Raw genomic sequence first — 12,113 nt, 5'->3', positions numbered from 1 at the left:
GACGCACCGTCAGATTGTGGTGCGACCGACTGTTCCACCGCCACCGCGACCCGTCAATACCTGACGCTCCGTCAGAACGGGCTGACCCCCGCCAGCCATCCCCCGTCCACGACGAACGGCTGCCCGGTGACGTACGAGGAATCCGGGCCGGTCAGGAACAGCACCAGCGCGGCGACCTCCTCGGGCCGGCCGATCCGCCCCATCGGCACGAGCTTGCGGTAGTACGCGTCCAGGGCCGCGCTCGACGTCGACAGGTCGGCGTCCGCGTCCAGCAGCGCCGGATTGCTCATCGCGGTATCGACGGCCCCGGGGCAGACGGCGTTGACCCGGATACCCTTGCCCGCCAGCTCCATGGCGGCGACCTTGGTCAGCCCCAGCACCGCGTGCTTGGTCGCGGCGTACGCACCGACCAGGGGCATGCCGGTCAGACCGGTGTACGAGGACGTGTTGACGATCGTCCCGCCGCCCGCGGCCTCGATCTCGGGTGCGACGGCGCGTATCCCGAGGAACGCACCCGTCATATTGACGCGCACCACCTGCTCGAACTCGGCCAGCGGGGTGTTGACCAGCTCGTTGAAGCGCAGGATGCCCGCGTTGTTGACGAGCCCGTCGATCTTCCCGAAGGCGTCCTTGGCCGCGGCGACGGCTGCGGCCCAGTCCTCCTCGCTCCCGACGTCCAGCCGCACGAACCGGGCGACGCCCTCACCGAACTCCTCCCCCAACTCCGCGGCCAAACCCTCCCCTTGCTCGACCAGCACATCGGCGACGACGACCCGCGCGCCCTCGGCGGCGAAGAGCCGCGCCTCCTGCTCGCCCTGCCCGCGCGCCGCCCCGGTGACCAGGACGACCCGCCCGTCCAGCTTGCCCATGTCCGTCTCCTTCACGTACCGAGGTGAGGGGCCACGTCCGCGCCGAACGCGGCCATCTGATCGGTCAGTTCGTCCACGCTCCGGCTCCGGAAGCGCACCTGGATCTGGTGCACGCCGATCGCCGCGTACTCCCGCAGCGACTCCGCGAGAACCTCCGGCTTCCCGGTGAGCGTCCGCCGCCCCACGGACCACCCGGGCTCACCCACGTACAGCGGCTCGGTGATCGCACCGACGACGATCGGCGCCTCGACCCCCGCCTCCTCCCGCAGGGCGTGCACCCGAGCGATCTGCGCGGGCAGCCGGTCCCGGGCATCACCCTGCGGCAGCCACCCGTCCCCGCGCACGGCGGCCCGACGGGTGGCGGCGGGCGAGGAGCCGCCCACCCAGATCGGCACCCGCTCCTGAACCGGCCGGGGCCGTTGCCCGAGCCCACGGAACGAGAACCGCCGCCCCGCGAACTCCGGGTACTCCTCGGGCCCGAGCGCGGCCCGCAACGCGTCGATCGACTCGTCCAGCACACCCCCGCGCCCGTCGAAGTCCGCCCCCACCGCCTCGAACTCCTCCCGTACGTGCCCGGCCCCGACCCCGAGGATCAGCCGGCCGCCGCTGAGGTGGTCGAGGGTGGCGTACTGCTTGGCGGTGACGAGCGGGTGGCGCAGTCCGACGACGGCGACATGGCTCATCAGGAGGACGCGCTCGGTGACCCCGGCAAGAAAGGCGAGGGTGGCGACAGGGTCGTACCAGACGGTGCTCATGCCGTCCGCCAGCCGTCGCGGGACGGCGACGTGATCGCAGCCGGCGATGTAGGCGAAACCGCCGTGATCGGCGGCGCGGGCTATGCGGACGAGATCGGCGGGGGTCGCCGCCGCCTCCCAGGGTTCCGCGTAGATGACGCTCTGCGACTGGACCGGCAGCTGCATCCCGTACGACAGCGGCCCGCCGGGCAGTATCGGCACGGCGCCCTCCTTCCCCTCCGGCCCGGAAAGGTCCCACCCCGGGCGACGGCCGCCATCGTCATACCTGACGGCCCATCAGACAAGGGGTGGGGGCACATCGGGGCGCATCGGCGGCGGGGGCCGATGAGTTTCACGGCCGCCGGCGGTCAGAAGTGGTAGGCAGGACAGCCCGACAGCCCGACCGGGGAGCCCCGGCCGGCACGCAGCACGCGGCACGCACGATCGACCGAGCAAGGAGAACGACCATGACGGCTCCCACCGACGACAGCAGCGACACCACCGGCACCGGCACCGGCACCGGGGGCATCACCGGCCTCGGGATCATCATCGGCAGTACCGACTCCGCCGCCCTGATCGCCTGGTACCGCGCCGCGCTGGAGCCCCTGGGCGCCCGCTGGGCGGAGCACTTCCTGATCGTCGGCCCCGGGGCGATCATCGGGTTCGACGAACGGGACGACGTGGCGGACGAGGCCGCCGAGCCGGGCCGGCAGCTGATCAACCTCACCGTGCGCGACATCCGGGCGGCCGAGAAGCACCTCAACACGCTCGGGGTGACGTGGGTGCGGCCGGTCGAGGACACCGGGGGCGGCTGGTTCTTCTCCACGATCGTGGACCCGGTGGGCAACTACCTCCAGCTCCTCCAGGGCCCGGGAACACCCTGAACCCCTTCCTCGCACGGCACGGGCGGCTACGTTGTCGAGGCCATCCGAACCAAGGGGATTCCAGCGAACATGCCGAACACGCCATCGACGACGACATTCCGTATCGGCGGAGACCTGGCCGTGGGGCGGCTGGGGTTCGGTGCGATGCACCTGCCCACCGAACGGCCCGAGGACCGCAAGGCGGCCATCGCCGTGGCCCGCCGGGCGGTCGAACTGGGCATCACGCTGATCGACACGGCCCACATGTACGGGTACGGGGCCAACGAGGAGCTGCTGGCGGAGGCGCTCCACCGTTCCTAACCAGTGTGCATGAGTGGGTGTTGGATCCACTCATGTGTTCTGGGCGCATCCCGAACGGTTTTGGGTGCGCTGGGTTGCCGCTTTCGCGTCCCGTGCGGTGGCACGTCTCTGGGGGCGTGATCCGTAGCGGGTGGGCGGGTTCCCTCACGCTCTCGTGCACCTGTTCCGGCCTGGGCGGTCCGATGCCCCACACGATCTCTCCGGTCGTGTGGGGGCGGTGCCGTCCGACGCCGGATCGGGTGTCCGAGGGCGCGTCTCCCGACCGCGATACCGGCGGCATCGTGACGGGACATCTTCCGTCGGGGTGTGGTCAGCGGCTTCTGCCAGTGCTGCCCGCCCCACATTGAGGTGTAGGCCGGATCGACCGCGATGATCACCAGCCCCTGTTCGGCGGCCATGGAGACCAGCCGGGCCTTGAGTTTCCCGGTCGGGATGCCCGAGATCAGTTGCCGGAAGCGTTTCCTGCGGCCGTGCTTCTCCCGGGTCTTCTCGGCGCTGAAGTCGAGGTCCTCGATGCCGATGGCGGTGGCACCGCACTGTTGGGCCCAGTGCAGGAGGCGGGTCAGGGCGTGGCGGATCTGCGCGTCACGGTGGTGGGCGGTGCCGGACAGGTCGTAGGCGAAGCGGTGCGGTTCACCGACCGGGTTGCCGTACTGGTCCAGGCGGTAGGCGGCGAAGTGATCGGCGTTGGTGTCGACACCGATCACGCCCCCGGCCCGGCCGGCCTCCCACGGGATGGCCTGCACGAGAGGGCGTTGCCAGGACGCGGTCAGATACCAACGGCCCCGGGCGGTGTCGAGGTGAATACGGTAGGCGACAGCCCGATTGCCTTCGATACGGTCAGCCCACTCCACACCCCGGTGCGCGAACACCACCACCGAGGCCAGGGCGTAACGCCCGTGCTTGGTGTTCGCCAGGTGAGCCAGGGGGGCGGGCAGCTTGATACTGACTTGGCCGGCGGGGGTGACGCGGATCGTTTCGTTCCCGAGCAGCTTCCCCGACTCACCATCCGCAGCCAGGAACCACCGCTCCGCCTCCCACCGCCCACGCCACCGCTCTTCGGTAAGCCCGGCCGCGGCAAGGTGATGCCGGGTATTGAGGAGCCGCTTGCCGCCACGCACGACCCGCACCTGACCCGCACGCCAGTCCTTCACGGCGGCCGTGTGCCGAGCTTCCAGGTCCACCAGCCGACGGGACTTACGGAACCACTCCCCCTTGGACCGGTAACCACCCGCCGCACGTTTCGTGCCTTTCGCTCCGATCGGGAGCGACAGCCGGTGCCGCAGTGTCCGGATGCCGGCTTCCAGCGACCGGATGTGCGCGGCCTGGCCGCGACGGGCGAGCGCCCACTGATCATGGGTGGCCTTCGTGATCGCCCCGGCGATCCGCGACGACGACACCTTCGTCAGCCCCCGCTTACGCGCAGCCCACGTATCAGCACTGTGTTCCAGACCCTGCGCGCAGCGCACCTTCAGATCACGCGAAGCGAGCACACCCTGGTACTCACCGACCGCCCGCAACACCCGCTCATCCTCCGGGGTGAGGTGCTTGAGACGGTCCCGCACCGCCAACCCCGAAGGACCCGGCACCACAAACGGCCCCGCCAACCCGCGCACACCACCCACCCCCGCCGCAAAGCCGAACAATCCGCCACCCAGCACAACGAACAACCCTCGCCAAGGTCACCCATTCGGCCCCAGAACGTCCGTTCCCACCCTCACCCGGGCCACCACCGAACCCACCCCCTGACGCCACAACTCACTCCTGCAAACCAAACCGGCAACAGCTCACAACCCCCACCCGGACAACCTCCTGATCACGACGAAGGTCGGCGTCGTCCGGTCCGCCGAGACGGGCGACTGGGCCCTGAACGGCCGCCCGGAGTCCCTGCGCGCGGAGGTGGACCACGCCCTGCGCCGGCTCCGCGTCGACCGGATCGAACTGCTCCAGCTCCACCGCATCGACCCGCAGACCCCGCTCGCCGACCAGCTCGGGGCCCTGCGGGACCTGCGCGAGGCGGGCAAGGTGGGCCGGACGGCCTCTCTGAGGTGACGGCCGCCGAGCTGGCCGAGGCCAGGAAGATCGTCGACATCGCGAGCGTGCAGAACCGCTACAACCTGACCGACCGCGAACACGAGCCGGTCCTCATGGCGTGCGAGGCGGCGGACATCGCCTTCCTGCCCTGGCGGACGGTGGCCTGGGGCAAGGCGGGCGACCGCGCGGAGGTGGCGGCCGTGGCCGCCGAGCTGCATGCCACCCCCACCCAGCTCTGCCTGGCCTGGCTGCTGGACCACTCCCCGGTGATGCTCCCGATCCCGGGCACGTCCAGCGTCGCCCACCTGGAGGAGAACACGGCGGCGGCGGACATTGTGCTCACACCGGAGCTGCGGGCGCGGCTGGACGGGGTCGCGGGATACGAGTGACCTCGGCGAGCGCCGCCGCCGGGAACGTCGGGCGGGGTGACAGCGGCCGGTCGTCTCAGCTTCCGGGACCGTCGGGGGCGGTCACCAGATCCCGCACGACACCGTCCGGATCGGCGGCGGCCTCCTCGGCGAACTCCGGGAAGTCCACGTTCGCCAGCTGGAGATTCCCGTGGACCAGGTGGACGGCGTCCGGCACGACCCGCACCTCGCGGGGCTGCGGCGTATCGATGAGTTCCCGGTAGTACACCGGGTCGAGGTCCTCGTCGTCATCGGCACAGAGGTCGAGGGCGAGCAGCGGCCGCAGGGGCGAGCGCATGGTGACGCCGTCGGCGAGGAACACCACGCTCAGCTCCTCGTCCCGCGCCGCCGCGACAAGAGCCTCGTCACTCGTGACCCCGTCCCACCGCCGGTCGTCGACCAGGTGCGCCGGTGACTCCCATTCCCTGGCCCCGGCGGCACGGCCCAGCGCGGCGATGACCTCCCGCCACGCGGAGTCATCGGTGTAGTCGGTCCGGATGACGAGAGGCGTCCACTCATCGACCCTGCCGATCTCCGGCAACTCTTTCACCGTCTGCTCCCCGATCCCGTGCGGTCGTCCGATCGCGCCCATGCTCGACCACACCTTCCCGCAAGCCACCGGCGGCGGCACCCTTCCCGTATCTGTACGGAAGAACACCCCGGGCCTCCTGGAGCTGGGCTCGATCGACGCCAGAACCGCGCGACGCCTGATCCGCGCACCCCAGTTCTGAACGGCCGCTCCGTGCAGGGTTGTTGACAGGGACAGCCCCTGACGGGATTCTGCGAGAGCGCTCTTCTATCGATGTAAATCGTCATGGCAGTCGTCACCGCCGCCACCGTTGCCGTCATCGAATCCCCCCACCCCAGGAGCGACCTCATGCGCAAGCCCAGGAGACTCTTCCGCCGCTCGTCCGGCCTCGGCGCGCTCGCGCTGGCCGGCGCCCTCGCCGCGACGCTCTTCCTGTCGCCCCCCGACACCGCCCAGGGCGCGCCCGCCCCCCGTGAGGTGACTCCGCAGGGGCAGACCAGCCTTCGCGCGGCCGACCCCAGTGTGTTGCGGGTGGGCAGTACGTACGTCGGCGTCCAGTCGACCGGCGGCGGCATCGTCGTACGGCAGGCGTCGTCCACGGACGGACTGGCCACCGCACCCGCCCGGCAGGTCTGGGCGGACACCCGGGGCCGGGGTGAGGTCTGGGCGCCCGAGATCGTGATGGACGGCGGCCGGTACTACATCTACTTCACGGCCGGAGTCGGAGCCGCCCACCGCATGTTCGTCATCAGCTCCGCCGCCCCGGACAGCGGGTACGGGACCGAGACCCAACTCGCCCTCCCGGACGACAAATGGGCCATCGATGGCACCTTGTTCACCTTCGAGGGGCAGCGCTGGTTCGTCTGGTCCGGGTGGGCGGGCGACACCAACGTCGAGCAGAACCTCTACATCGCCCGGATGAGCAGCCCGAGCCGGCCGACCGGTGCGCGGTACGTCATCTCGCAGCCGCGGGAGAGCTGGGAGCGGGTGGTCGGCAACCCGTTCATCAACGAGAGCCCCGAGGCCATCAAGGACCCGAACGGGCAGCTGCACATCGTGTACTCCGCGAACGGCAGTTGGAGCGACCAGTACTGCCTGGCCGACCTGCGGCTGCGCAAGGGCGGCGACCCCACCTACGTATGGGACTGGTACAAGTCGAACGGCTGCCTCTTCGGCTCCAACCGAGCCACGATGATGGCTGGTTGGGACCCGACCCTGTACGTGAACGGGCCCGGCCACCACACCTTCGTCCTGCTCCACGGGGACATCAACACCAGCCCGCCCGCCGGTCCGAGGTTCCCGTCGATGTACCACGCGGTCGCGAAGGGCACCCCGTACTCCTGGGCCAACCGCCACTGGTACACCGGCACCTTCGCCTGGTGGGGCGACACCACCTACTCCCGCGCCAACGTCCCCGGCCCCACGTCCGACAAGGGGTGGAGCCTGAAGTTCTTCGAGTGATACGCCAGGGGCCCGGAGGTACGGGCGGCGCGGGGCCTCACGCCTCCGCGTCGCCCCACTCCTCGACGGCCACCTCATCGCCCACGGACAGCTTTCCCGGCCGCACCACGGAGAACTTCGCGCCGAACACCACCCCGCCGCCCGACGCCCGCCGGTAGCCCGCGAGCGTTCGCAGCGGCTCCGGGCCGCCCCGGGCCCCGGCCCGCTGGTCGACCAGGGTGACCGCGCAGCGCACGGCGAGCTTGGTGTAACCCAGTTCCGACTCGCCGATGGTCATGCGGCGGATCCGGTCCTCGGAGTGGGGGGCGTCGGCCCAGTCCCCGTACTCGCCCTCCTCGGGGTGGCTGTCGATGACGATGTTCGGGCGGAAGCGGTCCATGGCCAGGGGCGGGGCGCCGCGCTCGGCCATCATCGTGTGCAGGTGGGCGAGGGAGGCGCGGGAGAGCAGATGCACGGCGCTGCTGTCGGCGTAGCCGGAGGTGCCGGGGGTCAGGCCATCGGTCTTCCGCTCGTGCTCCGGCGGTACGCGGACCAGTCGGCTCGGGGTGCCCAGGAAGTCCGAGAGCCAGGCCGCCGCCTCATCGCCCTGGTCGATGCCCTGGTACGTCACGCCGAACAGGTCCACGTCGCGGCGAGGCGTGGTGGTGACGTCGAGGTGCAGCTCGTCGTCACCACCGCGAACGCCGCCCCCGCCGTCGCCGCTCTGCTGCTCCGCCGATGCGAGCGTGAGCCTGCTGCCGTCGGCGCTGACGGTGGGCCGGACGAGGGCGAGGCGGGGGTCGCGGCGTTGGGTGCGGTAGACGCCGTCGACGCTGACGACCATGAAGCTGCGGTCGTGCGCGAGACCGGCCGGCGTGAGGTGCGTACTGTCCACGGACGTTCCCGCGCACCCCTTGACGGGATAGGTGAACAGATCGACGACGGTCGCCATGTGGCCCGCTCCTTCGTGAGGTCCCCTGCCCCCCGGGACTTCCACCGTCGGGCCCGTACGGCCAGGGTGCCAGACCGGGCCGATCTTGCTCGACGGCTTTTACGCCAAACCGCGGCGCGCCGCACCGCCGGGCCTGCCCCCGGCTCAGCAGTCCGGGATCACCGCCCCGTTGTTGTCGCGGGCCTCGTCGTTGCCCCAGCGGGAGAGGTAGTACGCGGAGACGTACGCGTTGCGGCCGTTCTTGCCCGCGTACACCGTGTCCAGGTCGGTGCGCAGCCACCAGTGGTTGAACTGGGTGGCCGTGCCGACCCGCTCTCCCCACACCTTGCAGTACACTTGACGATCCTCGCCCCCATAAATGAGGGCGATTCCCTTCAGCTCGCGTGAGCGGGCTTCGGGGCTTCACGCATCTGCCTCCGGCCGGTGGCCGGGACTCGCACCCGAGGGGTGCTGCACGTGCTGTTGGTATCCGTGCCACCCGTCCGGCGGGCACGGGCCTCGATCTCCACCGAGGCGTTGTGATCGGCGTTGTCCTCGTGTTCGCAGTGAACACAGACGAACAACCGGCCGCATCCCTTACGGGATTCAGGATCGACCCGGCCGCAGGCGGCGCAGGTCTGGGAGGTGTGGAACGGCGGTACGACCCGCAGTGCTGACCCGTACTTGCGGGTCTTGTATTCGAGCTGGCGCCGCCGTTCACCGGGGGTGTTGTCCAGGATCGACCGGTTGAGTCCGGCCTTCTGGCGGACGTTCTTCCCCGGCTTCACGATGGTGCCCTTGGCCGAGGCCGTCAGGTTCTTCACGCGCAGGTCCTCGATACCGACCATGCCGTGGTTTTTGGCGAGGTCGGTGGTGAGCTTGTGCGTGAAGTCCTGACGGCGGTTGGCCTGCCGGGTCTTGAGCTTGCCGATCTGCCCGATCGTGCGACGCAGACGGCGGCTGTACTTCCCTCCGTTGTGCTTCTTGGCGTACGTAACCTGGCGGGCCTTCTTCTGCTCCAAGTACGTGAGCCGCTGCTTCTCGTTCCGGCTCAGGCTCGGAGGCATGAGCCGGGGCGCGGCCTCAGTGGACACAAACGCAGACGCAGCGACGCCGAAGTCCACCCCGCAGGTGGGCTTCCCGTTCGGAGCGTCCGGTGCGCGGCCGGTGTGGACGCCGAAGGAGACGTGCCAGCCGTCGCCGTCCCGAGAGAGGGTGGCGTTGCGGATCGTCCCGCCCAGGGCCCGGGAGTGGCGGAAGCGCAGCCACCCCAGCTTCGGGACGCGTACCTCGGCCCACTTACGGTTGATCCTGCGGACCTCGACGGCCTGCCCCGGGAACGGGATGGACAGCCGGTGCCCCCGCTTCTTCCTGGCCGGGAACTTCGCCGGGTGCTCCGGATTCCAGAAGTTGTCATAAGCCCGGTCGAGATTGCGGAGGATCTACTGCCCGGCCTGCGCGGGCAGATCTCCCACCCACGCCAGGTCGGCGCGGGCGGCGGTCAGGTGCTTGCACTGCTCGACGGAGCGCAGCGTGTACCCCCGCTGCCGGTACAGGTACACCCGCTGCTCCAGGGCTACGTTCCACAGAGCACGCCCGGTGTGCCCCCACCCGGTCAGGACCGACTCCTGCTCCTCGGTGGGGTACGCACGGTACTTGCGCCCCACATCCGCCTTCATACCGGCCAACGTAATCACGGCGCACGACAGCTGCCCCTGTGATGCGAGCAGTTCACCCTCAAGAGAGCGGCAGAGAACACTCGTCCGGATTGAGGACGAAGGTGCGGACATCCCCGCATCAGGTAGTCGCCGACCGGCACTCGACTCCCGCAGGCTCGCACCAGAACCGCCCGCTCCGGCCTGCGAGTCGGAGGAGAGCCATCTGGGCCAGCAGGCTGGTACGGGTCAGCGCATGGGCGAGGAATCCTCCGGGTCGACAACCGGGCAGTGGGGTGCGAGGCGCGGAGCGTGAGGTGCGGAGCGTGAGGTGCGGAGCGCCTGTCCATCTACGCCAGTTAAGCGGAGACCAGGGTGCCGCAATTTCCGGCGGAGGGGCAGACCTCGCGGGACGCTTCCGGAGTCTCGCCGAGGGCGCCCGGGGGCCGCTCCTCGGCGGCCCCCGGCGCGGCCCCGACCCCTCCTGGTACCGTCGATCGCATGTCTGCAGCTTCGTGCGCGGCCGCTTGCGCCGCAGTGACCAAGGCCCGCCGCTAGCGGCGGGGCGTCTGCTCACACACCTTCCAGGGCGTCCAGCCGCTTCGTGATCAGATCCGGGCGGCCTCTTCGTGCTGCTCGGAGCCACTTCTGAGCTACGGAGCACCTGATGTTCTCAGGCATCCTCTCTTCACGCGGGTCTTCCCGCAGGTCATCACGCGGGCACAACCCGTCCCCCGTACGCGCACGGCTGGTGCTGTGCGCGATGTCCATGCTGCAGTTCTTCATCGCGGTCGACGTGACCGTGGTCAACATCGCCCTGCCCTCGATCGGCGCCGACTTCGGCGTCGACGGGCACTCCCTGACCTGGGTCGTCGTCGGGTACACGGTCACCGGCGGCGGGATGCTGATGCTCGGCGGCCGGCTGGGCGACCTGCTCGGGCGGCGGCGCGTGCTGCTGCTGGGCACCGGCCTGTTCGGCGCCGCGTCGCTGCTGGCGGGCCTGGCCCCCACGTTCGGCCTGCTGGTCGTCATGCGCCTGCTCCAGGGCGCCGGGGAGGCCGTCGCACTGCCCGCCGCGATGGCCACCGTCATCCTGATGTTCCCCGAGGGGCCGCGCCGGTCGCGGGCCCTGAGCGTGTGGGCGGCGGTGGCCAGCTGCGGACTCGTGCTCGGGTTCGTGCTGTCCGGCTTCGTTACCGCTCACCTGGGGTGGCGGTGGATCTTCCTGATCTCGGTCCCGTTCATCCTGGTCGTCCTGCTGGCAGCCGTCTTCCTGGTCGACGGCGACCGGCCCGCGGCCGAGGACCGGCGGGCGCTGGACCTTCCCGGCGCACTGCTGCTGACCGCCTGCCCGCTGCTGTTCACGTTCGGCGTGGTCGAGGCCAGTGAGCCCGGAACGTCCCCGTGGGTGGTTCCGGCGGCGCTGGCCGGAGCGGTGGCAGCCGGCATCGGGTTCGTACGGGTCGAGGCACGCTCGCGCAACCCGCTGGTACCGCTGCGCTTCTTCGCCCACGGCACCCGGGTCGCGGCCAATCTGGCGACGATGCTGCTGAGTGGGGCCCTGTCGACGTCGTTCCTGCTGTTCACGTTCTATCTGCAGGACCGGCTGGGCGTGGGCCCGCTGGGCGCGGGTCTGACGATGCTGCCCCTGGCGGTCTCGCTGATCGTGTTCTCCATGCTGGTGCCCCGTCTGCTGGGCCGCTGGGGCGCTCGCGCGTGCGTGCTCGCCGGCATGGGGTTCACCGCGGCGGCGATGGCCGCGATCGCGATCGTCTCCGCCTCGTCCGCGGGCGGGGCCGCGCTGGTCCCGGCCATGCTGCTGATCGCGGCCGGCATGGGATTCGGCATCGTCGGACTCCAGTACGTCGCGGTCACCGGCGTCACCGAGGACGACGCCGGGATCGCCTCGGGCGTCCAGCGCGCCGCCGACCAACTGGGCGGTGCGGCCGGGGTGGCGGTCTGCGTCGGGGTCGGCTTCGCGCCCACCCTGCACTCCTTCGACCCGTTCGTGGTGGCGACGCTGCTCGCGGGTGCGGGGCTCGTGACGGGTGCGGTCGTGGCCTGGCGCATGCCCGCCGCCGTACACGCCTCCGCGCCCGCGAACAGTCCGGCGGCCGGGGCCGACCTGCGGGAGCAGGCCGGGTGAGCTGAACCCAGCCGGGTCGCGCCGTCCGGGCTTTCGGGGCGGCGCGGCTCGGCGGGGTGGGGGCGGGCTGGGCCGGCCTGGGCTGCAGGACGCGAAGGCCCGTCGTGCGCCCCGCCGGACTCCCTCGGCGGGAGTTGCGCGTTCGAGATCGCAGGAGCACGCAAGCCCCCGAGCCACACGTAGT

At 70.7% G+C, this 12,113-nt stretch carries 11 protein-coding genes and 3 pseudogenes; 6 read left to right on the top strand and 8 right to left on the bottom strand.

Annotated elements, in window-relative coordinates:
- Nucleotides 1-71: 71 nt before the first annotated feature.
- Both N7925_RS20815 and N7925_RS20810 read right to left on the bottom strand, forming a co-directional pair.
- Complete coding sequence (locus N7925_RS20815) at nucleotides 72-869, bottom strand: SDR family NAD(P)-dependent oxidoreductase (RefSeq protein ID WP_274344757.1); 798 nt, start codon at nucleotides 867-869, stop codon at nucleotides 72-74.
- Nucleotides 870-880: 11 nt separating this feature from the next.
- Nucleotides 881-1,825: a TIGR03619 family F420-dependent LLM class oxidoreductase gene (locus N7925_RS20810; protein ID WP_274344756.1), complete on the bottom strand. Its 945-nt coding sequence runs from the start codon at nucleotides 1,823-1,825 to the stop codon at nucleotides 881-883.
- A 245-nt stretch (nucleotides 1,826-2,070) separates the two neighbouring features.
- Here N7925_RS20810 and N7925_RS20805 point away from each other — a divergent pair, with 245 nt between their 5' ends.
- A complete protein-coding gene (locus tag N7925_RS20805) occupies nucleotides 2,071-2,487 on the top strand; it encodes a VOC family protein (protein WP_274344755.1) in 417 nt (138 codons plus the stop codon).
- A gap of 69 nt (nucleotides 2,488-2,556) precedes the next feature.
- Nucleotides 2,557-2,778: pseudogene (locus tag N7925_RS20800) on the top strand (aldo/keto reductase); the annotation flags it as partial.
- A gap of 5 nt (nucleotides 2,779-2,783) precedes the next feature.
- Here N7925_RS20800 and N7925_RS20795 read toward each other — a convergent pair.
- Nucleotides 2,784-4,412, bottom strand: a complete 1,629-nt coding sequence (locus N7925_RS20795; protein ID WP_265603950.1) for a transposase — start codon at nucleotides 4,410-4,412, stop codon at nucleotides 2,784-2,786.
- 154 nt (nucleotides 4,413-4,566) lie between these two features.
- Between N7925_RS20795 and N7925_RS20790 the strand changes: the two are divergent.
- Nucleotides 4,567-5,210: pseudogene (locus N7925_RS20790) on the top strand (aldo/keto reductase); the annotation flags it as partial.
- Nucleotides 5,211-5,265: 55 nt separating this feature from the next.
- On the opposite strand, the gene N7925_RS20785 reads toward N7925_RS20790, so the two are convergent.
- Nucleotides 5,266-5,820, bottom strand: coding sequence for a DUF6924 domain-containing protein (locus tag N7925_RS20785; protein ID WP_265601019.1), 555 nt, complete (start codon nucleotides 5,818-5,820; stop codon nucleotides 5,266-5,268).
- Between N7925_RS20785 and N7925_RS20780 the strand changes: the two genes are divergently transcribed.
- Nucleotides 5,819-5,959 carry a hypothetical protein gene (locus N7925_RS20780; protein ID WP_265601018.1) on the top strand — a complete coding sequence of 47 codons (141 nt, stop codon included), beginning with the start codon at nucleotides 5,819-5,821 and terminating at the stop codon, nucleotides 5,957-5,959. The two genes, N7925_RS20785 and N7925_RS20780, sit on opposite strands and share 2 nt — an antisense overlap.
- Nucleotides 5,960-6,105: 146 nt before the next feature.
- Complete coding sequence (locus N7925_RS20775) at nucleotides 6,106-7,218, top strand: glycoside hydrolase family 43 protein (RefSeq protein WP_265603949.1); 1,113 nt, start codon at nucleotides 6,106-6,108, stop codon at nucleotides 7,216-7,218.
- Between the two features lie 37 nt (nucleotides 7,219-7,255).
- Here the strand turns inward: N7925_RS20775 and N7925_RS20770 are convergent, their stop codons facing one another.
- The 4 genes and pseudogenes from N7925_RS20770 to N7925_RS20755 form a co-directional block, all read right to left on the bottom strand.
- Nucleotides 7,256-8,149 carry an MOSC domain-containing protein gene (locus N7925_RS20770; protein WP_265601017.1) on the bottom strand — a complete coding sequence of 298 codons (894 nt, stop codon included), beginning with the start codon at nucleotides 8,147-8,149 and terminating at the stop codon, nucleotides 7,256-7,258.
- Between the two features lie 144 nt (nucleotides 8,150-8,293).
- A pseudogene (locus tag N7925_RS20765) lies at nucleotides 8,294-8,485 on the bottom strand (M23 family peptidase); the annotation flags it as partial.
- Between the two features lie 38 nt (nucleotides 8,486-8,523).
- The gene (locus N7925_RS20760; protein WP_274346511.1) at nucleotides 8,524-9,570 is read right to left on the bottom strand and encodes an RNA-guided endonuclease InsQ/TnpB family protein; all 1,047 of its coding nucleotides are present in this window, start codon (nucleotides 9,568-9,570) and stop codon (nucleotides 8,524-8,526) included.
- Complete coding sequence (locus N7925_RS20755; RefSeq protein WP_274344754.1) at nucleotides 9,571-9,807, bottom strand: helix-turn-helix domain-containing protein; 237 nt, start codon at nucleotides 9,805-9,807, stop codon at nucleotides 9,571-9,573.
- Nucleotides 9,808-10,546: 739 nt separating this feature from the next.
- Here N7925_RS20755 and N7925_RS20750 point away from each other — a divergent pair.
- The gene (locus N7925_RS20750) at nucleotides 10,547-11,929 is read left to right on the top strand and encodes an MFS transporter (RefSeq protein ID WP_274344753.1); all 1,383 of its coding nucleotides are present in this window, start codon (nucleotides 10,547-10,549) and stop codon (nucleotides 11,927-11,929) included.
- The last annotated feature ends 184 nt before the right edge of the window (nucleotides 11,930-12,113 follow it).

Source organism: Streptomyces sp. CA-278952, from assembly GCF_028747205.1.
GTDB lineage: Bacteria > Actinomycetota > Actinomycetes > Streptomycetales > Streptomycetaceae > Streptomyces.
The sequence above is the reverse complement of the archived record's forward strand: the minus strand, read 5'-3'. Positions and strand labels throughout refer to the sequence as shown.

What these genes read in the sequence shown, in the direction of transcription:
- N7925_RS20770 (WP_265601017.1), bottom strand. Translation starts at nt 8,149, where the DNA reads ATGGCGACCGTCGTCGATCTGTTCACCTATCCCGTCAAGGGGTGCGCG.
- N7925_RS20785 (WP_265601019.1), bottom strand. Translation starts at nt 5,820, where the DNA reads ATGGGCGCGATCGGACGACCGCACGGGATCGGGGAGCAGACGGTGAAA.
- N7925_RS20775 (WP_265603949.1), top strand. Translation starts at nt 6,106, where the DNA reads ATGCGCAAGCCCAGGAGACTCTTCCGCCGCTCGTCCGGCCTCGGCGCG.
- N7925_RS20755 (WP_274344754.1), bottom strand. Translation starts at nt 9,807, where the DNA reads ATGAAGGCGGATGTGGGGCGCAAGTACCGTGCGTACCCCACCGAGGAG.
- N7925_RS20815 (WP_274344757.1), bottom strand. Translation starts at nt 869, where the DNA reads ATGGGCAAGCTGGACGGGCGGGTCGTCCTGGTCACCGGGGCGGCGCGC.
- N7925_RS20750 (WP_274344753.1), top strand. Translation starts at nt 10,547, where the DNA reads ATGTCCATGCTGCAGTTCTTCATCGCGGTCGACGTGACCGTGGTCAAC.
- N7925_RS20805 (WP_274344755.1), top strand. Translation starts at nt 2,071, where the DNA reads ATGACGGCTCCCACCGACGACAGCAGCGACACCACCGGCACCGGCACC.
- N7925_RS20780 (WP_265601018.1), top strand. Translation starts at nt 5,819, where the DNA reads ATGCTCGACCACACCTTCCCGCAAGCCACCGGCGGCGGCACCCTTCCC.